The organism is Duganella caerulea (genome assembly GCF_040362985.1).
GTDB classification, from domain to species: Bacteria; Pseudomonadota; Gammaproteobacteria; order Burkholderiales; family Burkholderiaceae_D; genus Rugamonas; species Rugamonas vulcania.
Map to the genome: position 1 here is coordinate 37,117 of NZ_BPWJ01000020.1, position 22,344 is coordinate 59,460.

At 63.7% G+C, this 22,344-nt stretch carries 19 protein-coding genes; 10 read left to right on the plus strand and 9 right to left on the minus strand.

Annotation, left to right across the window (positions count from 1 at the left end; all coding sequences use genetic code 11):
* Window positions 1–21 precede the first annotated feature (21 nt).
* Entirely contained in the window at window positions 22–909 is an 888-nt protein-coding gene (gene prpB / locus ACUJB0_RS31005; protein ID WP_117014614.1) for a methylisocitrate lyase, read from the minus strand.
* Between the two features lie 153 nt (window positions 910–1,062).
* On the opposite strand from prpB, the gene prpR reads away from it, so the two are divergent.
* The 5 genes from prpR to ACUJB0_RS31030 all read left to right on the plus strand — a co-directional run bounded on the left by prpR (window position 1,063) and on the right by ACUJB0_RS31030 (window position 6,035).
* A complete protein-coding gene (gene prpR / locus ACUJB0_RS31010) occupies window positions 1,063–2,766 on the plus strand; it encodes a propionate catabolism operon regulatory protein PrpR (protein ID WP_444848625.1) in 1,704 nt (567 codons plus the stop codon).
* A gap of 51 nt (window positions 2,767–2,817) precedes the next feature.
* Window positions 2,818–3,273 carry a DUF6328 family protein gene (locus ACUJB0_RS31015; protein WP_444848626.1) on the plus strand — a complete coding sequence of 152 codons (456 nt, stop codon included), beginning with the start codon at window positions 2,818–2,820 and terminating at the stop codon, window positions 3,271–3,273.
* 107 nt (window positions 3,274–3,380) lie between these two features.
* The gene (locus ACUJB0_RS31020) at window positions 3,381–4,259 is read left to right on the plus strand and encodes an alpha/beta fold hydrolase (RefSeq protein ID WP_444848627.1); all 879 of its coding nucleotides are present in this window, start codon (window positions 3,381–3,383) and stop codon (window positions 4,257–4,259) included.
* A 7-nt stretch (window positions 4,260–4,266) separates the two neighbouring features.
* A complete protein-coding gene (locus ACUJB0_RS31025; protein ID WP_444848628.1) occupies window positions 4,267–5,307 on the plus strand; it encodes a sensor histidine kinase in 1,041 nt (346 codons plus the stop codon).
* Window positions 5,307–6,035 carry a LytR/AlgR family response regulator transcription factor gene (locus ACUJB0_RS31030; RefSeq protein WP_444848629.1) on the plus strand — a complete coding sequence of 243 codons (729 nt, stop codon included), beginning with the start codon at window positions 5,307–5,309 and terminating at the stop codon, window positions 6,033–6,035. The genes ACUJB0_RS31025 and ACUJB0_RS31030 overlap by 1 nt, the downstream gene beginning before the upstream one ends.
* Window positions 6,036–6,046: 11 nt before the next feature.
* On the opposite strand, the gene ACUJB0_RS31035 is transcribed toward ACUJB0_RS31030, so the two are convergent.
* The 4 genes from ACUJB0_RS31035 to clpS all read right to left on the minus strand — a co-directional run bounded on the left by ACUJB0_RS31035 (window position 6,047) and on the right by clpS (window position 14,871).
* Window positions 6,047–8,491 carry an FtsX-like permease family protein gene (locus tag ACUJB0_RS31035; protein WP_444848630.1) on the minus strand — a complete coding sequence of 815 codons (2,445 nt, stop codon included), beginning with the start codon at window positions 8,489–8,491 and terminating at the stop codon, window positions 6,047–6,049.
* Window positions 8,492–8,745: 254 nt separating this feature from the next.
* Window positions 8,746–12,087, minus strand: coding sequence for a S41 family peptidase (locus ACUJB0_RS31040; RefSeq protein ID WP_444848631.1), 3,342 nt, complete (start codon window positions 12,085–12,087; stop codon window positions 8,746–8,748).
* A gap of 178 nt (window positions 12,088–12,265) precedes the next feature.
* Window positions 12,266–14,572: an ATP-dependent Clp protease ATP-binding subunit ClpA gene (clpA, locus tag ACUJB0_RS31045; protein ID WP_161085325.1), complete on the minus strand. Its 2,307-nt coding sequence runs from the start codon at window positions 14,570–14,572 to the stop codon at window positions 12,266–12,268.
* Window positions 14,569–14,871 (minus strand): ATP-dependent Clp protease adapter ClpS, encoded by a 303-nt coding sequence (gene clpS / locus ACUJB0_RS31050; RefSeq protein WP_090315375.1) that lies wholly within the window; start codon window positions 14,869–14,871, stop codon window positions 14,569–14,571. The genes clpA and clpS overlap by 4 nt, the downstream gene beginning before the upstream one ends.
* A 324-nt stretch (window positions 14,872–15,195) precedes the next feature.
* On the opposite strand from clpS, the gene cspE reads away from it, so the two are divergent.
* From cspE to ACUJB0_RS31065, 3 genes are all read left to right on the plus strand, one after another.
* A complete protein-coding gene (gene cspE, locus ACUJB0_RS31055; protein WP_008446468.1) occupies window positions 15,196–15,399 on the plus strand; it encodes a transcription antiterminator/RNA stability regulator CspE in 204 nt (67 codons plus the stop codon).
* A 211-nt stretch (window positions 15,400–15,610) separates the two neighbouring features.
* On the plus strand, window positions 15,611–16,018 hold the full coding sequence (locus ACUJB0_RS31060; RefSeq protein WP_444848632.1) for a glutaredoxin family protein: 408 nt from the start codon (window positions 15,611–15,613) through the stop codon (window positions 16,016–16,018).
* Between the two features lie 81 nt (window positions 16,019–16,099).
* Complete coding sequence (locus ACUJB0_RS31065) at window positions 16,100–16,279, plus strand: hypothetical protein (protein ID WP_444848633.1); 180 nt, start codon at window positions 16,100–16,102, stop codon at window positions 16,277–16,279.
* A 41-nt stretch (window positions 16,280–16,320) separates the two neighbouring features.
* Here the strand turns inward: ACUJB0_RS31065 and chrA are convergent, their stop codons facing one another.
* Both chrA and icd read right to left on the minus strand, forming a co-directional pair.
* The gene (gene chrA, locus ACUJB0_RS31070; RefSeq protein ID WP_444848634.1) at window positions 16,321–17,664 is read right to left on the minus strand and encodes a chromate efflux transporter; all 1,344 of its coding nucleotides are present in this window, start codon (window positions 17,662–17,664) and stop codon (window positions 16,321–16,323) included.
* 92 nt (window positions 17,665–17,756) lie between these two features.
* A complete protein-coding gene (icd, locus tag ACUJB0_RS31075) occupies window positions 17,757–19,010 on the minus strand; it encodes an NADP-dependent isocitrate dehydrogenase (protein WP_117014627.1) in 1,254 nt (417 codons plus the stop codon).
* A gap of 161 nt (window positions 19,011–19,171) precedes the next feature.
* On the opposite strand from icd, the gene ACUJB0_RS31080 reads away from it, so the two are divergent.
* Window positions 19,172–19,732 carry a pseudouridine synthase gene (locus ACUJB0_RS31080; RefSeq protein ID WP_161091591.1) on the plus strand — a complete coding sequence of 187 codons (561 nt, stop codon included), beginning with the start codon at window positions 19,172–19,174 and terminating at the stop codon, window positions 19,730–19,732.
* 119 nt (window positions 19,733–19,851) lie between these two features.
* On the opposite strand, the gene ACUJB0_RS31085 is transcribed toward ACUJB0_RS31080, so the two are convergent.
* Entirely contained in the window at window positions 19,852–20,142 is a 291-nt protein-coding gene (locus tag ACUJB0_RS31085) for a hypothetical protein (RefSeq protein ID WP_444848635.1), read from the minus strand.
* Window positions 20,143–20,208: 66 nt separating this feature from the next.
* Complete coding sequence (rpsT, locus tag ACUJB0_RS31090) at window positions 20,209–20,475, minus strand: 30S ribosomal protein S20 (protein ID WP_008446456.1); 267 nt, start codon at window positions 20,473–20,475, stop codon at window positions 20,209–20,211.
* A 191-nt stretch (window positions 20,476–20,666) separates the two neighbouring features.
* Here rpsT and murJ point away from each other — a divergent pair, with 191 nt between their 5' ends.
* Window positions 20,667–22,217 (plus strand): murein biosynthesis integral membrane protein MurJ, encoded by a 1,551-nt coding sequence (gene murJ, locus ACUJB0_RS31095; RefSeq protein ID WP_444848636.1) that lies wholly within the window; start codon window positions 20,667–20,669, stop codon window positions 22,215–22,217.
* Window positions 22,218–22,344: the final 127 nt, after the last annotated feature.

The following is a 22,344-nucleotide window of genomic DNA, read 5'->3' on the forward strand; positions in this document are numbered from 1 at the left end:
TTCAGGGTCTCCTCGAATCGATTATTTTTTCTGTGCGGCGAACAGTGCATCCAACTTCTGCTCGAAGCTGTGGTAGTTGATGCGTTCATACAGTTCGGCGCGGGTTTGCATGGTGTCGACCACGTTCTGCTGGGTGCCGTCGCGACGGATCGCGCCGTAGACGTTTTCCGCAGCCTTGTTCATGGCGCGGAAGGCGGACAGCGGATACAGCACAAGGCCCACGTCGGCGCCACGCAATTCGTCCACGGTGAACAGCGGCGTCGAGCCGAATTCGGTGATGTTGGCCAGCACCGGCACTTTGACGGCGGCGGCGAATTTTTTATACATATCGAGGCTGATCATCGCCTCCGGGAAGATCATGTCGGCGCCGGCTTCGACGCAGGCGACTGCGCGCTCGATGGCGGCGTCCAGGCCTTCGACGGCCAGCGCGTCGGTGCGGGCCATGATGACGAAGTTCTCATCGGTGCGCGCATCGACGGCGGCGGCGATGCGGTCGACCATCTCCTGCTTGGTGACGATCTCCTTGCCCGGACGGTGGCCGCAGCGCTTGGCGCCGACCTGGTCTTCGATGTGCATGGCGGCGGCGCCGAACTTGATCATGGACTTGACGGTGCGCGCCACGTTGAAGGCGGAGGCGCCGAAGCCGGTGTCGACGTCGACCAGCAGCGGCAGGTCGCACACGTCGGTGATGCGGCGCACGTCGGTCAGCACGTCGTCCAAGTTGGAGATGCCCAGGTCCGGCAGGCCGAGCGAACCCGCCGCCACACCACCACCCGACAGGTAGATCGCCTTGAAACCGGCGCGCTTGGCCAGCAGGGCGTGGTTGGCGTTGATCGCGCCGACCACCTGCAGTGGGGACTCTTCTTGTACGGCTTTGCGGAACGCGGCGCCTGCGGAGTATTGACTCATGTTCTGACCTTTCAATGTTGCAGTGAAGTTGGGCTATGCTTTGCAAGCGGCGTGCCAGATAGGCATGTCATATAAATCAATGACTTACGAAATTACGGTGTTGCATTCATGTTTCAATTTGAAACATCGAAACAGATGAACTACAATTGAAACATGCGCCATTCCACGCCCCTGCCCTTCGATGCCAACGACAAACCGGTGATCTGGACGGTTTCCGTCTCGCGCCTGTACGACCTGTTCCGCGACATCACGCTGGAATACGACGACCTGGCCACGATCGAACCGATCAACCTGGGCTTCGACGAGGCGGCGCGGCACATCCGCGAGCGCATGGCCACCGAGCGTTGCGACGCCGTCATCGCCGCAGGCTCCAACGCGGCGTATTTGAAGGGCCGGCTGTCGGTGCCGGTGGTGATCGCCAAATTCAGCGGCTTCGATGTGATGCAGGCGCTGGCGCGGGCGCGTCGCATGTCGGACCGCATCGGCATCGTCACCTATCAGGACCGCTTGCCGGAACTGGCCGAATTCGCCAACACCTTCGGCTTCGATGTCGAGCAGCGCACCTACGCCACCGAGGAGGACGCGCGCGCGCAGATCAATGATTTGAAAGCGGCCGGCATCAAGGCCATCGTCGGCGCCGGGCTGATTACCGACCTGGCCGAGGAAGCGGGACTGACCGGCGTATTCGTCTACTCCGCCGCCTCGATCCGCCACGCCTTCGACGACGCGCTGGAAATGGCGCGGCTGACGCAACTCGAAGCTAACCGCAGCCGCACGCGCGGCGCCGTCGTGGCGGACACGCTGCGCGCCAAGCATGGCATCAACGACCTGCGCGGCGACTCCGCCGCGATGGAGACGCTGCGCCAGTCGGTGGTGCTGTACGCGAAATCCCCGGCCACGGTGCTGATACAGGCGGAAACCGGCTGCGGCAAGGAGCTGGTGGCGCAGGCCATCCATCGCGAGAGCCCGCGCACGCTGGGCCAGAACCGGCCCTTCGTGGCCGTCAACTGCGGTGCGATTGCGGAGTCGTTGCTGGAGTCGGAGCTGTTCGGCCACGAGGAAGGCGCCTTCACCGGCGCGCGTCGCGGCGGGCATGCGGGCCTGTTCGAGGCGGCCAATCGCGGCACACTGTTCCTCGACGAGATAGGCGAGATGCCGTTGACGCTGCAAACCCGCTTGCTGCGCGTGCTGGAGGAACGGGAAGTGGTGCGCGTGGGTGGCACGCGGCCTATCGCGGTCAACGTGCGCATCATCAGCGCCACGCACTGCGACCTGGAACAGCGCGTGCGCGAAGGCCGCTTCCGCGCCGACCTGTTCTACCGGCTGGCGGTGCTGCGCCTGACGATACCGCCGCTGCGCGCGCGGCTGGAGGACGTGATGACGCTGGCCGAATGGTCGCTGAAGAATGCGCTGGCGTCGCTGGGCGCGCGCCCGCATCCCAACCTGCATGCCGAGATGGCGGCCTGCGCGCCGCTCCTGCAGCACTACGACTGGCCGGGCAATGTGCGCGAGCTGCGCAACCTGACCGAGCGCCTGGCGCTGTTCCTCGCCGCCGAGCCGCTGCAGGCGTTGACGCCCGCCTTCGTCCTCAGCGTGGCGCCGGAGCTGGGCAGGCGCGTGGCCACGCCGTTCGCCGCTGCCCCCGTCGCTGGTTCCGCCGCAGGTCCCGCCTTCGGCTTCGCCGCCGACTCAGCCTCCGGCGCCCTGCCGCACGCCTTGCCGGCTCCCCGCCGGTCCGCCGAAAGCGTGTCGGACGTGCTGGCCCGCTTTGGCGGCCGGCGCGACGCGGCCGCCGACTATCTCGGCATCAGCCGCACCACACTCTGGCGCAAGCTGCGCGCCGAGGCCGGCGAATAGCGCCTGCGTAGCCGTGCGCCGGCGCCAGATGTACGGCGCTAGAATCCCGACATGACGCCGCCGGAACCCAACTCGCTTAAGGAACAACTGCGCAACATCATCGAAGAGGCGCGCATGGTGCTGCCCGGCATACAGGCGCTGTTCGGGTTCCAGACCGTCGCCGTCTTCAACCAGCGCTTCGACGACCTGCCCGCCGCCGCGCAGGCCGTCCATCTGCTGGCGCTGGCGACGGTGGTAATCGCCATCGCGCTGATCATGACACCGGCCGCCTGGCACCGCATCGTGTCGCCTCAGCGCGTGTCGGAATCGATCGTCAAGCTCTCCTCGCGCATGATCTGCGCCGCGCTGTTTCCACTGGCGGTGGGGCTGGCGCTGGACATGTTCGTGGTCTGCTATGTGGTCTCCAGCTCAGTGGCGGCCGGTACCGCTGCCGCCCTGCTGTCGCTGGCGCTGCTGCTGACGCTCTGGTTCGTCCTGCCGCTGCGTGAGCGCGGCAGACGGCGCTAGCCGGATACCGTTCATCCTTTTAAAAAAACCGCTCATCCAGTAGCCGTCGCCGGTGCGATGGCGGTTCGATAGCATGGCCTCACTTAATCACAACAACGGAGGTCAGCATGCCACGCTCGTTCATCAAACGTATCGCCACCATTGCCGCCAGCCTGGCGCTGGCCTACTCCGCCGGTGCTGCCGCCGCGCCCTCGCATCCGGCCTTCAAGGTGCAGGTCACCGGCCAAGGTGCTCCCGTGATCCTGATCCCCGGCCTGGCATCGTCCGGCGAAGTGTGGGACGGCACCGTCGCCCACTACTGCGGCAGCCGCCAGTGCCACGTCGTCACCCTGGCTGGATTTGCCGGCGTGCCCGCCATCGAAGGCCCGCTGCTGCCGGCCGTGGAACGGCAACTAAGCGACTACATCGCCGCCAATAAATTCGACCACCCCATCATCATCGGCCATAGCCTGGGCGGCTTCGTCGGCATGAAGCTCGCCGCCGACCATCCGGACCAGGTGGGCCGCCTGGTCATCGTCGACACCTTGCCGGCACTGGCAGCTGTCCAGATGCCCAGCATAACCAGCGCGCAGATGAAGGAAATGGCGGCCGGCCTGCGGACCCGCATGGAGTCCATGGACGCTGAAACCAAACGCGCCAACCAGATGAAAACCCTGCAGTCCATGATCACCAAGCAGGAAGATATCGACCGCGCCGCCGCTTGGGGCAAGCAATCCGACCCCGCCACCGTCACCAACGCGATGGTCGAGATGATGAGCGAGGACATGCGCCCTGAAGTTAGCCGCATCAAGGCGCCCACGCTGGTGCTGGGCTCCTGGATCGCCTACAAGGATTACGGCAGCAAGCCGATGTTCGAGCAGATGTACAAGAGCCAGTACCAGCAACTGCCCAACGTCAAAGTGGAACTTGCCGACAACGCCCGTCATTTCATCATGTACGACGATCCGGCTTGGATGTATGATCGCATCGATAACTTTTTGAAGTGATTCCATCATGACCGACGACCGTCCACTCATCGCGCGCCTGAACTGGTACTGGCTGTTCCAGCTGGCTGGATGGATGTTCCTGCCAGTGCTGTTGATCGCCATGACGCCGGGCGATAGCCACACACCCCGCATGCTGGGCATCTCCATGTGGGGCGTTGTGACCGGCCTGCTGATTTCGGACACCTGGCACCGGCTGCTCAAGCGCCAGATCCAGAACGGTGTGCGCGTGAGCTGGAAGGCGATGATGGCCGCCATCCTTGTATTGGGGACCATTCATACCGCCGTGCAGACGGTCGGCTACCTGGTCATCAAGCCTTTCGGCGAAGTGCACGGCGTGGCCTGGGTACCGGGCGCGCTGATGTTCTGGTGGGGCGTCTATTTGGTGTGGAACACGTTCTACATGGCGGTGCAGTCGCTGCGCCGCGCCAACCGCCTGGAACAGGAGGCGCTGCGGCTGGAGATCAGCGCCAAGGATGCCGAACTGCGCGCCCTTCAGGCGCAGGTTAATCCTCATTTTTTTTTCAACAGTATGAACAGCGTGCGCGCACTGGTTTATGAGGACAGGGATTCCGCCGCGCTGATGATCGACCAGCTGGCGAGCGTGATGCGCTATGCGCTGCAATCGGGCCAGCACGATACGGTGCCGCTGGCGGCGGAGATCGAAGCCGTGCAAGCCTATCTGGCGATTGAAAAAATCCGTTTCGAGGAACGCATGCAGGTCAGCGTGGAAATCGATCTGGGTCTTGAGCAGGTGCGCATTCCGCCGATGGCCTTGCAGACGCTGGTGGAGAACGCCGTCAAGTACGGCGTCGAGGCCAGCCCCACCGGCAGCGAGATCCGCATCCGCGCGCAGCGCATGGACGACGGCAGGATCCACATCGAAATCGCCAACCTTGGTGCGATTCTGCCGTTTGCCAATTCCACCAAGGTGGGCTTGGTGAACACCCGCAAACGCCTGGCGCTGGCATTGGGTTCGAATGCCAGACTGGATCTGACTGAAAACAGTGGCTGGGTGCGCGCCACGATGACTTTACCGGAGGCCGCTTGATGCGCGCAATATTGATCGACGACGAGCGCCTGGCGCGCGCGGAACTACGCCGTTTGCTGGCGGCGCATCCCGAGGTGGAAATCGTCGGCGAGGCGGCCAACGCGGCCGACGGCATCCAGCAGATCGCCGCGCTCAAGCCGGACCTGGTGTTCCTCGATGTGCAGATGCCGGGCGGTAGCGGCTTCGATATGCTGGCCGCGCTGGACGAGGCGCCCGAGGTGATCTTCACGACGGCGTTCGATCAATACGCGCTGCAGGCATTCGAGGTCAATGCGCTGGACTATCTGCAGAAACCGATCCAGGCGGCGCGCATGGCGGCGGCCTTGCAACGCTGCGCGCTGCGTCATGGGCGCGCGCTGGCGTATGCGGCGGCCGGCGTGCCGGCCGTGGCGTCGACGGCGGCCAAGAAGCTGTTCATCAAGGATGGCGAGCGATGCTGGTTTGTCGGCCTGCAGGATGTGCGGCTGTTCGAATCGGACGGCAACTACACGCGCGTCTATTTCGACAAGCACAAGCCGTTGATGCTGCGTTCCCTGAACCAGCTGGAAGAGCGGCTGGACCCGCAACGCTTCTTCCGCGCCAGTCGGCGCCACATCGTCAACCTGGACTACGTCGACCAGGTCACGCCGAACGATGCCGGCGGCCTCGATCTGCTGCTGCGCGACGACCTCGAAGTCGAAGTCTCCCGCCGCCGCGCCGCGCAGTTCAAAAGCCTGGCCAGCCTCTGAACCAATTCAGCTCAGCTGCGCAACGCCTCGGCGGGCGCCATGCGCATGGCGATCCAGGTGTGGCGGGCGATGGCAATGAGGGCGATGGCCAGCGTTAGCGACAGCGCAATCAGCAGCGTCCAATAACCTATCGGCGCGTGTTCGACGTAGCCAGCGAGATAGCGGCGGATGGCGACCACCGCCAGCGGCGACGCTATCACCGCCGCGGCCAGCACCAGCGCACCGATTTCGCGGACCACCAGCACGCCGATGTCGGCGCCGCGCGCGCCGTGCAGCTTGCGCAGCACGATCTCCCTGGCGCGCCGCTGCACCGTGTTCGCCGATAGCGCGTAGGTGCCGAAGGCGGCGATCGCCAGGGCGATGCCGGTGGCGATGGACATCAGCTTGGCCAGTCGGGCATCGTCGGCATAATTGCGCGCCAGGACGTCGCCGGCGCGGACCACCTTGGGAATCGCATCCGGGAAAAAGCTCGGCCACAACGCTTGCACGCTGCGCTCCACCGCTGCGGGATCGCTTGCGGCACGCACGCTCAGCACCGTCCCCGCCGTCCACAGTTCGTAGGCGGTCGCGCGCGGTGCATCGCGCAGCGAATGGAATCGCAGATCGGGAGCGATGCCGACGATGCGCTTTGAAATCACCTTGTTGTCGAACCCTGTGAACAGCACGGTCTGACCGATCGCCGCTTCGTCGCTGGCGAAACCCAGCTCACGCACGGCGGCCGCGTTCAGCACCACCGGTACGCGGTCATCCTCCTTGTCCCATTCGGCCTGGAACAGGCGGCCGGCCAGCGGCGCTATGCCATACAGCTCGAAGAAATTCGCGCTGACCGATTTCATCTCCATCGTCGCCCCCTGGCCGCCAGGACGCTTCAGCTCACGGGACCAGATCCAATCGAGCCGGCCCACCGGGTCTTCCGATATCGCCACGCCAGCCACGCCTGGCTGCGCCGCCAGGGTCGAGTAGAAGCGACGCGCCTTCTCGCTGTCCCTCACCCGTTCCGGCATATCGACGATGACGAACGGCGCAGGATCGAAGCCGGGCGAGGCGTGCATCGCGTAGTGGGTCTGCCACGCCACCGCGATGGTCACGGCGGCGAAACCCATCGCCACCGACACCTGCAGCACCGTCAGCGCGCGCCGCCATTGCATGCTGCCCCGCGACTCCGTGTCGGGACGGCCGGCCAGCACCTGCGTCGGATGCACGCGCAGCGCCACCCATGCCGGATAGATCGCCGTCAGCACGCCCAGCAAGCCGCCTATGCCAAACGCCGCGACGATATTCTGCAACGTGAACAGGCCGTCCAGCTGGCGGTTGACCAGCTGCGAAAAGACGGGCAACGCCAGCCACGCGAGCATCAATCCAAGCGCGGTGGCCGTCATCGCCACCAGCAGCGATTCGAACAGGAACAGCAGCATGAGCTGCCCCACACCGGCGCCCAGCACCTTGCGCATCGCCACCTCGCGCTGGCGCCGCAGCACGCGCACCATGCTCAGGTTGACGTAGTTGATCGCAGCCATGAGCAGGATCAGCAACGCAAGCGCCGCCAGGCCGGCCACCAGCACCGGATTGGCGCGGTCGCCCGGCATCGATATGAAACTGTTCTGCATCTTGTAGTCGAAGTAGGCATCGCGCAGCGGCGACATGGTCAGCTCGATCGCCTTGCGCGTGCCGAGCCGCGCACGCGTCTCCGGCGGGTATTGATGCAGGCTCGGGGCGGCGTCCACCACTTTCTGCAAGCTGTCGATGATGGCCGGCAGCGATGCGCCGGGATGCACACGTATGAGCATCTTGCCCATCCAGCCATGTTCACCGGTCAGCATCTCGTGCCGTATGTCCGGCCCCGCCACCACCGAATTCACGCCGAAGATCACTTCGAACGGAATCGTGGTGTTAGCCGGCGGCGTCGGCACCACGGCGCCGACTTGCACCGCATTCCCTTCCGCCAGCATCGTGCGCCCCAGCGCATTGGTCGTGCCGAACAGGCGAAGCGCGCCGGCCTCGGTGACGACAAAGCGGTCAGGCTTGTCCAGTGCGCCGGCCAGGTCGCCCTGCACCGCCCGCATTCCCAGCATGTCGGTAAAGCCGGGCATCACCGTCAGCCCGCGCACAGCGAACATGCTTCGGTTGACGCGCACCGTGAGCGGCGTGATCTCCGGCCGCGCCGGAATAAAGAGCGCGGCGCCAGTCACGCCCGGCGTCTTCAGCGCGGGCTCGCGCAGCAGCATCGGTACCACTTCGTGCAGCGGCGAATTGGGATCGATATTGAAATGCTGCTTGGCGACGTAGATCCTGTCCACGTCCGGCAGATGCGCGTCGTACTCCATCGAATAACGCACAAAGCCAAGCAGCAGCAGGCACGCGGCCAGGCCCACGCCCAGCCCAAGCACCACCGCCAGCGTGTAGGCCGGCTCCTGTATCAGCGCGCGCCAGCCGATGCGAAAGTCTCTTAGCTTCATGGATTGAGAGTCCGTGTATGGAAAACCTCTGGCGTTTGCAACATCCATGCCACGGTTGTTATTGCGCTCCGGCGGCCGCTTGTGCGGGCCGGTGTCCGGAAGCGAACGTTATGGCTGTTCACTTCCGAACACTTACTTCACCTTGATCGGGAAGGCGGAATGCACCGGCCACACGGCGGGTTCTTCGCCCGTTCAGCCTTGATGGCTTCAATCGCCGCGACGGCGGCGGATACCTGGTGCTTCATCGTGTCTCCTTATTTCAGCGCGGGGATGGCTTGCGGCTGATAGGGCTTGACCGGTTGCTCCTTCAGCTTCTTGTCCAGCAGCTCCAGCGCCACCTCCAGCTGGCGGTCCTGGCCTTGATACGTTGCGTGCGGCAGGTTGTCCACCTCAACGTCCGGCGACACGCCCACGCCTTCGATCAGCCATTGGCCATCGGCGGTGTTGAACTGGCCGTTCTCGGCGACGCGTGCCATGCCGTTGTCGCTCAGGCGGTTGTTATCGCTGAGCCAAACGCCAGCGCCCGCCGTGCGCTTGCCCACCAGCGGCGCCAATCCCAGCGCCTTGATGCCGGCCGCGAAGGTCTCGCCGTCCGAGTAAGTGTATTCGTCGACCAGCACCACCAGATGGCCGCGGAAGGTGTTCTGCATGTTCGGCGCAGGCAGCGCGCCCGGCGACGACCAGAAGGCCCAGGCCTTGCGCAGCAGCTTCTCGATCACCCAGCTGTCGATATTGCCGCCGTTGTTGCGGCGCACGTCGATGATCAGGCCTTCGCGGTTGACGTTGGCGTAGAAGTCGCGCGCGAAGGAGGCGATGTCGCGCGCTCCCATGGCGCGCAGGTGCAGGTAGCCGATGCGGCCCTTGGACGCGGCGTCCACCTGGCGCGCGCGGCTCTGTTCCCAGTCGCTGTAGCGCAAGCTGGCCTGCTTGCCCATGTTGACCGGCGTGACGATGACCGAACGCGCCGCGTCACCCTTGCCTTCCTTGCGCTTCACCTGCAGCAGCACCTGCTTGTCCGCCTGGTTCAGCAGCAGGTCGGCGATGTCGCGCGCTTCCAGCACCGGCTTGCCGTTGACGGCGGTGATGACGTCGCCCTCCTTCACGTCCACGTCCGGCTGCAGCAGCGGGCCGCGTTCGGAAGGCAGCTCCGGTTCGCTGCGGTAGATGTGGTCGACGCGGTAGCCATCCGCGCTGCGCGTGAGCAGCGCGCCCAGTCCCGCAGGCGCGCCTTCCGGCGCGGGACGGCGCACGTCGCCGGGCGCGATCTGCGAGTGCAGCGCGCCCACTTCACTGATCATCATGCCCAGCACGTCGTTCAGTTCCGCGCGGTCGGTCACGCGCTCGACCAGCGGCGCGTACTTGGCGCGCACGCCGGTCCAGTTCACGCCGCGCATCTTGGCGTCGTACAGGAAGTCGCGGTGCATGCGCCAGGCGTCGTTGAACATCTGCGTCCACTCCAGGCGCGGGTTGGAGGTGAAGGTCCAGTCGTCCACCTTGACCTTGGCCTTGGAGACGTCGGCCGGCGCCTTGGCGCCCGCCTCCACCACCAGCATGTCGCCAGGGCCGCTGGCGGCGAAGGTACGGTAGTACAGGTGCTTCTTGTCGAAGGCCAGGTCGTATTCGCGTACGCCGCTGACGAAGACCTCCGGCTGCGGCCCGTTGGCGGCGATCGCCAGCGTTTTCAGGTTGGCCTTGCCGTCGTTGCCGTCGGCGTCGAGGAAGTACAGGCGCTTCTCGTCGAGCTCCAGGTCGCGGTAGTTACCGGCGGCCAGCGGTACTTCGTAGAGCCGGTCCGCCAGCCCGGCGTAGACGATGGCCGGCAGCGCCTTGCCGGCTTTCTTTTCCGGCACGGCCTTGGCCACGGCTTTTTCCACCGCCTTCTCGGCGGCCTGCTCGACGGCCTTTTCCGCCGCGCCCTCGGCCGGCTTGTCGCCCGGTTTGTTCAGCTCATCGTCCGGCTTGAAGGGGAAGCGGTTGCCCGGCTGGAGCGCCAGCGCGTACACGCCGGTGCGCTTGTCGAACACCGGTCCCATATTGCGATCGCCCCACGGCGAGCCGTTCGCCAATTGGAAGTTGCGGGCCGAGAGGAAGTACAGCCATTTGCCATCCGGCGAAAACGCCGGCGAGACCGAGTTGTAACGGTCGCCGGTGACGAAGGCCAGTTGCTTCGATTCGAGGTTGTACAGGCCGATCTGGTTGCGCTGCTCGGTGCTGGCGACGCGCACCAGCGCCAGGTTCTTGCTGTCGCCGGCCCACAGCACATCGCCGTGCCGGTCGGAGCCGTCCTTGCTGCCGTCGTCGATGACGGTGTTGGCCTTGGTCGCCAGGTCCAGCATCCACAGGCGGCCTTTCTTGTCGGTGTGGGCCAGCCAGCGGCCGTCCGGCGATGGATACAGCTGCCAGCGGTGGCTGTTGCCGTCCTTGGTCAGCTGCTCGCCCTTGCCGGAACCGTCGGCGGCGAATTTCCAGATTTCGTTTTCGCCGGTGCTGTCGACGATGGCGTACACCCACTTGTCGTCGTGGCTGAAGACCGCCTCGCGGGCACGCGCACCTGGCGGCACGGCGATTTCGACGCGGCGCAGCGAGCCGGTGCCGGCCACGCTGACGCGGCCGCGCGCGGTCAGCACCAGGCGCTCGCCCTTGCTGGAGATCTGGACGTTGGTCAGGTTCTCCAGCGGCGAGCGGATCTGGCGGGCGCGCTGCTGGTCGAAGTCCGAGACCAGGTTGATGGCCAGCTGCTCGTCCTTCGCGGCGGCCAGGTCCAGCACGTGCAGGTCGGCGCCGAGTTGATAGGCGATGCGGCCGTCGCCCAGCGCGGCGTTGCGCACGTCCCAGCCGGTGTGGTTGGTCAGCTGGCGCGGATCGCTGCCGTCGGGCGCCATCGACCACAGGTTGTCGGAGCCGCCGCGGTCGCTGATGAAATACAGGCGGCCCTGCCACCACATGGGCCGCTTGTTGTTGCCGGCGTCGGAGGCCAGCAGTGGCACCGCTTCCGCGCCGCCGGCCAGGTCGTAGCGCCACAGCCGCGCGTGGGCGCCGCCACGGTAGTTCTTCACATTGTCGTTGGTCAGGGCCAGGCCGTTGCGGGTGAAGTACAGCGTCTTGCCGGCGTCGTCCAGCACCGCGTCGTTGGCGTCGGCCACAGGGAACACGCGGCGTTGCAGGTCGCCCGGCTTGACCGCCGCGATGACGTTGTTGCGCGACGGGCCCTTGGTGTCGAGCGTGGTCACCAGCACCTCGCCCTGCGCGGTCCAGCCCAGCACATTCACCGCGCTGTTTTCAAACGTGATGCGCTTGGGCAGGCCGCCTTCCAGCGGCATCACGTAGGCTTCCTGTCCGCCTTCGTAGGAGGCCGAGAAGGCGACCCATTTGCCGTCGTGCGAAATGGCGGCGTTGGTCTCGGCCGCCGGGTGGGTGGTCAGGCGCTGCGCGGCGCCGCCGTGCAGGCCGGTCTTCCACAAGTCGCCCTCGGCGGTGAAGACCACGGCTTCGCCACGGATGGCGGGATAGCGGTAGTAGGCATCGGCGGCGGAGGCGGTGCCGGACAGCAGGCCGGCGGACATCAACATCAGGGAGAGCGGGCGGGACAGGGTCATGGGACAGTTTCAATGTTTGTCAAATGGAACGACAATTCTGGCACAGCTTTGTGCAAACCGAATAACGTTTCTTGCACCCCCGTATGCTTTTTGCGATATGGCACGCGCGCCCGGCGGTGCGGGCATAAAAAAACCCGCGCCACTTGCGTGGGCGGGTTTCTTGTCGGGCCTGAGCGGCTTATTCGACTTCGACGGTCTCCGGAGGGAGCGTCGGCGCGGCGTCCGGCGGTTCCGGGAACTCCAGCTTGACCTGGTCCTTGTCGTCCAGGTCGACCGTCACGCGGCCACCGGTGACCAGGCGGCCGAACAACAGCTCGTCGGCCAGCGCCTTGCGGATCATGTCCTGGATCAGGCGCGCCATCGGCCGTGCGCCCATCAGCGGATCGAAGCCCTTCTTCGCCAGGAACTTGCGCAGCTTCTCGCTGAATACCGCTTCGACTTTCTTCTCGTGCAGCTGCTCTTCCAGCTGCATCAGGAACTTGTCGACCACGCGCAGGATGATTTCCTCGTCCAGCGCGCGGAAGCTGATGGTGGCGTCGATACGGTTGCGGAACTCCGGCGTGAACATGCGCTTGATGTCGGCCATCTCGTCGCCTGCCTGCTTGGAATTCGTGAAGCCGATCGAGGTCTTCTGCAAGCTCTCGGCGCCCGCGTTGGTGGTCATGATGATGATCACGTTGCGGAAGTCGGCCTTGCGTCCGTTGTTGTCGGTCAGCGTGCCGTGGTCCATCACCTGCAGCAGGATGTTGAAAATGTCCGGATGGGCTTTTTCAATCTCGTCCAGCAGCAGCACCGCGTGCGGCTTCTTGGTGATGGCTTCGGTCAGCAGGCCACCCTGGTCGAAACCAACGTAGCCCGGCGGCGCGCCGATCAGGCGCGACACGGCGTGACGCTCCATGTACTCCGACATGTCGAAGCGGATCAGCTCGATGCCGAGGATGAAGGCCAGCTGCTTGGCCACCTCGGTCTTGCCGACGCCGGTCGGACCGGAGAACAGGAAGGAGCCGATCGGCTTGTCGGTCTTGCCCAGGCCGGCGCGCGCCATCTTGATCGCCGAGGCCAGCGCTTCGATCGCGGGATCCTGGCCGAACACCACGTTGCGCAGGTCGCGGTCGATGGTCTGCAGCTTGCTGCGGTCGTCCTGGTTGACGGTCTGCGGCGGGATGCGCGCGATCTTGGCGATGATGTCCTCGATCTCGGTCTTGCCGATGGTTTTCTTCTGCTTCGATTTCGGCAGGATGCGCTGGGCCGCACCGGCTTCGTCGATGACGTCGATGGCCTTGTCCGGCAGGTGGCGGTCGTTGATGAAGCGGGCAGCCAGCTCGGCGGCGGTCGACAGCGCCGACGACGAATACTTCACGCCATGGTGTTCCTCGAAGCGCGACTTCAGGCCGCGCAGGATCTGCACGGTCTGCTCGACGGTCGGCTCGTTGACGTCCACTTTCTGGAAGCGGCGGCTCAGGGCGTGGTCTTTTTCAAACACGCCGCGGAACTCGGTGTAGGTGGTCGCGCCGACGCATTTCAGCTGGCCGTTGGCCAGGGCTGGCTTGAGCAGGTTGGACGCGTCCAGCGTGCCGCCCGAGGCCGAGCCGGCACCGATGATGGTGTGGATCTCGTCGATGAACAAGATGCCGTTCGGATTGTCCTTGAGCTGTTTCAGCACGGCCTTCAGGCGCTGTTCGAAATCGCCCCGGTACTTGGTGCCGGCCAGCAGCGCGCCCATGTCCAGCGAGTAGACGATGGCGTTCTGCAGGATTTCCGGCACGTCGTTCTGGGTGATGCGGTAGGCCAGGCCCTCGGCGATCGCGGTCTTGCCCACGCCGGCTTCGCCCACCAGCAGCGGATTGTTCTTGCGGCGGCGGCACAGGATCTGGATCACGCGGTCGACCTCGTCCTCGCGGCCGATCAGCGGATCGATCTTGCCCTCGGCGGCGGCCTTGTTCAAATTCTGCGTGAACTGGTCGAGCGGGCTTTCCTTGGTCTGGCCTTCGCCGCCAGGTGCGCCCTCTTCCACGCCTTCCGAGGCCTTGGCGGCGTCGGACTGCTGGTCCTTGCGCACGCCGTGCGAAATGAAGTTGACCACGTCCAGGCGCGTTACGCCCTGCTGGTGCAGGTAGTAGACCGCGTGCGAGTCCTTCTCGCCGAAGATGGCCACCAGCACGTTGGCGCCGGTGACTTCCTTCTTGCCATTGGACGCCGACTGCACGTGCATGATGGCGCGCTGGATCACGCGTTGGAAGCCGAGCGTGGGCTGGGTGTCCACTTCGCCCGTGCCGGGCACGGTCGGCGTGTTGTCGCCAATGAAGTTGGTCAGGGTTTTGCGCAGGTCTTCAATGTTGACGGCGCAAGCGCGCAACACTTCGGCGGCCGAAGGATTGTCAAGCAGGGCCAGCAGCAAGTGCTCCACCGTGATGAATTCGTGCCGTGCCTGCCGAGCTTCGACAAACGCCATGTGCAAACTTACTTCTAATTCCTGCGCAATCATACTTCCTCCATCACACATTGCAGGGGGTGCCCCGCCTTGCGTGCATGCGTTAAAACGAACTCCACTTTGGTACAGGCTATATCTTTTGAGAACACGCCGCACACTCCTTTGCCGTAGCGATGAACACTGAGCATTATTTGCGTGGCCGTTTCACGGTCTTTATTGAAATACTCCTGGATGATGGCCACCACGAATTCCATCGGGGTGTAGTCATCATTGAGCAACGCCACCTGGTACAAAGGTGGCGGCTTCAGCGCTTGCCGCTCCAAGAGGGTTTCGGTGTCATGCTTGGTTGCCATACGCTTATATTCTAATGCTTTCGGGGTTGATGCAATGGGCATTTCACACTGCCCATCCAATTGTTTTCCATCTTACGCGTTTTCTGAACTTGACGCAGATGGCGACCCATTAGTCAAAATCAAGAGTTGCTTTTTCGCCAATTGGGTTAAAAGTAGCAAAATGCATACAAATCTGCTTGACTTTAGAATTTGGTCCGCTAACAATGCGTTATCGACTGCGTGCAGAAATGTACAAGGTGATAAGAAGTGAGGCGTGAGGAGGGGGCAAGAAGCTTCTTGCTTTTATGGCTCGTGTGATCCGTTTTAATTTTGAAAGTTCTTTTTATGGCAACAGGTACAGTTAAGTGGTTCAATGATTCCAAAGGTTTTGGCTTCATCACTCCAGATGACGGCGGCGAGGATTTGTTCGCTCACTTCTCCGCAATCAACATGAACGGTTTCAAGACCCTCAAAGAAGGTCAAAAAGTTCAATTCGAAGTCACGCAAGGCCCTAAAGGCAAGCAAGCTTCCAACATCCAGTCCGCTTAATTCCTTAAGCAACAGATGTGAAAAACCTCGCCCTGCGGGGTTTTTTTTCGTCCCTACCTTCCAGCAAGTGTTGCAGAACGCCTACACCGCCCCGCCGCGTGACAATTCAATAGAATCGACAAAGTTGAAGAATGCATAATCTTATTCGTTAAGGTAATAGTGCCCATCAGGCACGTCCCTGCACCGCCGTTCATCTCTTACCAAGGGTCGCATGAATAGCATACACATCAAGAAGATCAAGACCGGCCTGGCCTATGCCGCCATTCTCGCACTGGGCCTGGGGGTGGGCCGCGTGGCCTCCAAAGTTCCGCAGTGGCTGACGCCGGCCTACGTCGAAGGCAACTACCAGGCCTACTATCCCGACGCTTCCACCAGGGTGGCGGTGTATGGCACCAAGACCTGCCCCTATTGTGCCCAAACACGCGCCTACCTGAACGAGCACCACATCCCCTACGCCGACATCGACATCAGCCACGCCGGCAAGGGCCAGCGCGACTACCAGAGCTTCGGCGAGACCGCCGTGCCGGTGATCCTGATCGGCAACCGCCGCATCACCGGTTTCAAGGTACCGGTCATCGAGGCCGCGCTCGAACAGCTCAAGCCGGCGACCGGCGGCTGATCCATTCGATTCGGGGACCGTGTATGCGGACGGCACGGTTGCAGGCATCACCCACGTCCAACCACCTTGGAGGAGCGCAATATGAATAAGAAACTGAAACTGTTTTTGTTTGCAATCGGTATCGGCGCGGCATCGGCACCGGCCATGGCCAGCTGCATCCACTACTGCGTTGTCGAATACAAGGCATGCATGAATTCCGGCCAGCCAGCCGATCAGTGCAATGAAGAGCTCACCGCCTGCGAAGACGCCTGCGGCGGCTAAGCTTGTGTTGACGGGCCAGCGCCAGCGGCGCCGCCCGTCCATTAAAGCGCCGGCGCCAGCAGCTTGAACAGCAAGCCCGCCACCGCGCACGCGGCGATCACGCGCGGCACTTTTTGCTTGTAGCGCAGCAAGGCCACCGCCGCCCCCACCCCGATCAACGCCGCCACCCAGTCGGGCGCGCCACCGAAGCCCGCCGGCCACAGCACGTGATAGGCGAAGAACAGCGCCAGGTTCAGGATCACGCCGACCACCGCCGCCGTGATGCCGGTCAGCGGCGCGGTGAAGCTGATGTCGTCGCGCGTAGCTTCGACCAGCGGTCCGCCGGCCAGGATGAACACGAACGACGGCAGGAAGGTGAACCACGTCACCAGCACCGCCGCCACCGCGCCCGCCAGCGGCAAGAGCGCCGCGCCGAACGGCACCTGCCCATAGCCGCCCACAAAGCCTACAAACGCCACCACCATGATCAGCGGACCGGGCGTGGTTTCGCCCAGCGCCAGGCCGTCTATCATCTGCGTCGCGCTCAGCCAGCCGTAGTGCGCGACCGCGCCCTGGTACACGTAGGGCAGCACCGCGTAGGCGCCGCCGAAGGTCAGCATGGCGGCCTTGGTGAAGAACCAGGCCATCTGCGTGTAGGTGTGCCGCCAGCCCACCGTGGCCATCAACAGCGCCATCGGCGCCAGCCACAGCAGCGCGCCGCAGCCGGCCACCAGCGCCAGCCGGCTCCAGCGGAACTGCGCGTGCGGCGGCGGCGCCGTGTCGTCGTCAATCACGGCCGCGCCATACGAGGCCTGGGCCGCGCCGTGGCCGCCGCCGGCCGTGAACGCCTGCGGCAAAAAGCGGCCGCCGGCATAGCCCGCCAGCGCGGCGCCGGCGACGATCAGCGGGAACGGCAGTTGCAGCGCGAAGATGGCCACGAAGGCGGCGCCGGCGATGCCCCACAGCCAGCCGTTGCGCAAGGCGCGCGTGCCGATGCGGTGCGCGGCCTGCAGCACGATGGCCGTGACCGCCGGCTTGATGCCGTAGAACAGCCCCGCCACCAGCGGCTGCTGGCCGAACGCCATGTACAGCCACGACAGCAGCACCAGCAACAGCAACGACGGCAGCACGAACAGGCCGCCGGCGATGATGCCGCCGCGCGTGCGGTGCAGCAGCCAGCCGATGTAGGTGGCCAGCTGTTGCGCCTCGGGGCCGGGCAGAAGCATGCAGTAGTTGAGCGCGTGCAGGAAGCGGCGCTCGGAGATCCAGCGCCGGCGCTCGACCAGCTCCTGGTGCATGATGGCGATCTGACCGGCCGGTCCGCCAAAGCTGATGCAGCCCAGTTTGAGCCAGAAGCGGAAGGCTTGCCAGAGCGTCGGCGCCGGCGGCGCGGTGGTGGGCGTCATCGTGGTTCCTGTCAAAAAAAATGCCCCGTCAGCCTGAACGCGCTCAAGATCGCGCTCAGTGCAGACGGGGCCGGTGCATGCCGGTGGCTGGCTTACATCTGTTCGATCATCACGTCGCCGAAGCCCGAGCACGAGACCTGGGTCGCGCCTTCCATCAGGCGGGCGAAGTCGTAGGTGACCTTCTTCGAATCGATGGCTTTTTCCATCGACTTGATGATCAGGTCGGCCGCTTCAACCCAGCCCATGTGGCGCAGCATCATCTCGGCGGACAGGATCAGCGAACCAGGGTTCACGTAGTCCTTGCCAGCGTACTTCGGCGCGGTGCCGTGGGTGGCTTCGAACATGGCGACCGAGTCCGACATATTGGCGCCCGGCGCGATGCCGATGCCGCCCACCTGGGCCGCCAGCGCGTCCGAGATGTAGTCGCCGTTCAGGTTCAGGGTGGCGATCACGCTGTACTCGATCGGGCGCAGCAGGATCTGCTGCAGGAAGGCGTCGGCGATCGAATCCTTGATGATGATGTCGCGGCCGGTCTTCGGGTTCTTGAACTTGCACCATGGGCCGCCATCGATCAGCTCGGCGCCGAATTCTTTTTGCGCCAGCTCGTAGGCCCAGTCACGGAAGCCACCCTCGGTGTACTTCATGATGTTGCCCTTGTGGACGATGGTGACCGACGGCTTGTCGTTGTCGATGGCGTACTGGATCGCCTTGCGCACCAGGCGCTGCGTGCCTTCGATCGACACCGGCTTGATGCCCAGGCCGGAGGTGGCCGGGAAGCGGATCTTGGTGACGCCCATTTCCTTGATCAGGAAGTCCATCAGCTTCTTGGCGCCTTCCGAGCCCTGCTGGTACTCGATGCCGGCGTAGATGTCTTCCGAGTTTTCGCGGAAGATGACCATGTCGGTCTTCTCCGGTTCCTTGACCGGCGACGGCACGCCGGTGAAGTAGCGCACCGGGCGCAGGCAGACGTACAGGTCCAGCTGCTGGCGCAGCGCCACGTTGAGCGAGCGGATGCCGCCGCCGACCGGCGTGGTCAGCGGGCCCTTGATCGACACCACGTAATCCTTCAGCACCTGCAGGGTCTCCTCCGGCAGCCACACGTCCGGGCCGTACACGGTGGTCGATTTCTCGCCCGCGAAGATTTCCATCCAGCTGATCTTGCGCTTGCCGCCGTAGGACTTGGCCACGGCCGCGTCGATCACCTTGATCATCACCGGGCTGATGTCCACGCCGGTGCCATCGCCCTCGATGTAGGGAATGATCGGGTTATCTGGTACATTCAGGGAAAAATCGGCGTTGACGGTGATTTTTTGGCCGTCGGCAGGTACTTTGATATGCTGATACATCGTGTTCTCCGAAGTGGACGCTCGGCGGGCAGCGGGCTGCTCCCGCCAAGTCTTCTATAAGACATAAGACAGGTGTGTGGCATTATGCACCAGTATTTTCACAGGCGCCATGGTTTTCATTACAACCTTCAAGCCTACACCAAAATCATCCGAAGAGAAGTATGTCACTCATTCTATTTAACAAACCTTTCCAGGTGCTGTGCCAGTTCTCCCCGCAGGACGGCCGCGCCACGCTGGCCGACCATCTGAAGATTCCCAACATCTACCCCGCCGGCCGGCTCGACGCCGACAGCGAGGGCTTGATGCTGCTCACCGACGACGGCAAGCTGCAGCACACCATCGCCCATCCCGACCACAAGGAAGCCAAGGTGTATCTGGTGCAGGTGGACGGCGTGCCGGACGCGGCCAGCCTGGCCAGGCTGCAGGCGCCGCTGGACCTGGGCGACTTCGTCACCAAGCCGTGCAAGGCGGTGCGGATCGCCGAGCCGGAGTGGCTGTGGCCGCGCAATCCGCCGATCCGCAGCCGCGCCGAGCACCCGACCAGCTGGTTGGCGATCACGCTTCAGGAAGGAAAAAACCGCCAGGTGCGGCGCATGACGGCGGCGGTCGGCCTGCCGACGCTGCGGCTGGTGCGCAGCGCCATCGGCGCCATCTCGCTGGCGACCCACCCGCTGATGCCGGGCGAGTGGATGGAAGTGTCGGCCAAGGACCTGGCCGGTTAGATTGATGCGTTGCAGCACATAAATTTCTGTTTTTCGAGCATTTTTGTGTCAACTAGAAATTTTGAGCGGCGTTAATGAGATAGATTCATATGAATCTTCGTTTTTTTTAGCTGGTTAAATCAACTGCCAAAGGAACTCATCATGTCCAAGATCATCGCTGCCCTGGTTGCCTCCCTGTTTGCTGCTTCCGCTTTCGCTGCCGCTCCGTCGGCTTCGGCATCCGCTTCGGCCGCTGCTTCGGCCCCGATGGCATCGGCCCCTTCCGCATCGGCCTCCGCCTCCGCACCAAAAGCTAAGAAAGCCAAACACAAGAAAGCCTCCGCATCGGCAGAAGCTTCCGCCTCGATGCCAGCCAAGTAATCGCTGCCATCCCAGCAAGCCGGCCCCGGGCCGGCTTTTTTTACGTCCACGCATGCGAAAAAACCCGCGCTGACCGAAGCCAGGCGGGTTCTTGCTTTAAATCCCAGCGAGGGGAATTAAGCGGACAGTGCCTTCAGGGCAGCTGCCAGACGGCTCTTATGACGAGCTGCCTTGTTTTTGTGGATGATCTTCTTGTCCGCGATGCTGTCGATGGTCGACACGGACGATTGGAAGATTGCCGTCGCAGCAGCTTTGTCGCCGCCTTGGATCGCTTTGCGAACTGCCTTGATAGCGGTGCGCAGGGTCGAACGCTGGGACGAGTTGTGAGCGTTTTGCTTAACTGCTTGACGAGCGCGTTTGCGCGCTTGTGCGGTATTTGCCATGGAATTTCCTAAAACAGGGTAAAGGTGCGTTTGCAAACATTATTGTTTGCCAAACAGGTGCGTTCAGTGCGTCTGCCGAACCATGTGAGTCAAACTACTGCCTGCCAAACATTAGTGTCTGCGTAACAGAATTCTGTACAGCCTGCGATTATAGCGATGTTTTCTGTCAGGAGCAACTATAATCACGTCCCATGAACTTGCTTAAAACTCTAGCCGCCATCTCCAGCATGACCATGCTGTCCCGCGTAACCGGATTATTGCGTGAAACCTTGTTTGCCCGGGCCTTCGGCGCCGGCGCCTACACGGACGCTTTCATCGTCGCGTTTCGCATTCCCAACCTGCTGCGCCGCCTGTTCGCCGAGGGGGCGTTCTCCCAGGCGTTTGTGCCGATCTTGTCGGAATACAAAAACCAGCACGGCCAGGAGGCCAGCAAGACGCTGGCCGACCATGTGGCCAACACGCTGGTGTGGTCGACGCTGTTCGTCAGCGCGCTCGGTATTATAGGCGCGCCGTTGTTTGTTTACCTCATCGCGACCGGCCTGGACAAGCAGCCGGGCGCCTTCGACGCCGCCGTCTGGATGACGCGCCTGATGTTCCCTTATATTAGCTTCATGGCCTTCGTGGCGCTGGCCGGCGGCGTATTGAATACCTGGCGCCAGTTCAAGATCCCGGCCTTCACGCCGGTGCTGCTGAACCTGTCCTTCATCGCCGCCTCGCTGTTCCTGCAATCGCACCTGACGCAGCCGATCTACGCGATGGCGATCGCCGTGTTCATCGGCGGCATCCTGCAGGTGGCGGTCCAGATCCCGGCGCTGATCAAGATCGGCATGCTGCCGCGCCTGTCGTGGAATCCGGCGGCCGGCCTGGGCGATCCGGGCGTGCGCCGGGTGCTGAAGAAGATGGGGCCGGCCGTGTTCGCCGTTTCCGCCGCGCAGATCAGCCTGATGATCAACACCAGCATCGCCTCACGCCTGACCGAGGGCAGCATTTCCTGGCTGTCCTACGCCGACCGCCTGATGGAGTTCCCGACCGCCCTGCTGGGTGTGGCACTGGGAACGATCTTGCTGCCCAGCCTGTCGAAGGCGCAGGCGGATGGCGATCCGCAGGAATATTCCGGCCTGCTGGACTGGGGCCTGCGCCTGACCTTCCTGCTGGCGCTGCCGTCGGCGGTGGGCATGGCCGCGCTGGCCAAGCCGCTGATCGCCACCCTCTTCCACTACGGCAAATTCACCGACGAGGCGGCCACGCAGTCGTCCTATCCGCTGATCGCCTACAGCGTCGGGCTGCTGGGCATCATCCTGGTCAAGACGCTGGCGCCGGCGTTTTACGCGCGCCAGGACATCCGCACGCCCGTCAAGATCGCCACCGGCGTGCTGCTGGCAACGCAGCTGATGAACTGGATCTTCGTGCCCTACCTGCAGGTGGCGGGCCTGGCGCTGTCGATCGGCCTGGGCGCCTGCATTAACGCCAGCTTGCTGTATGCGGGCTTGCGCAAGAGCGGCATCTACCAGCCCAAGCCGGGCTGGATGGTGTTCTGCGCCAAACTGGCCATGGCGTGCGTGCTGATGGGCGCCGCCGCGTGGTTTGGCGGGCAGCAGGTGGACTGGCTGGGCCTGCAGCACCACACGCTGCTGCGGATCGGCGCGCTGCTGCTGTTGATCGGTGTGTGCGGGGCGGTGTACTTCGCGGCGCTGTTCGCCATGGGTTTCCGGCTGCGGGATATCAGGCGCACCGCGCGATGAGCTGAAATGCTGGACGAAAAAAAAGGCTATGTAGCGCCTAAGTGTTGAACGGCTAGCTCCCCCATCGGTCTAAGCAATACGGACTGATGGGAGACGGCGATGAAAAAATTAGATTTTCAAGCATTAG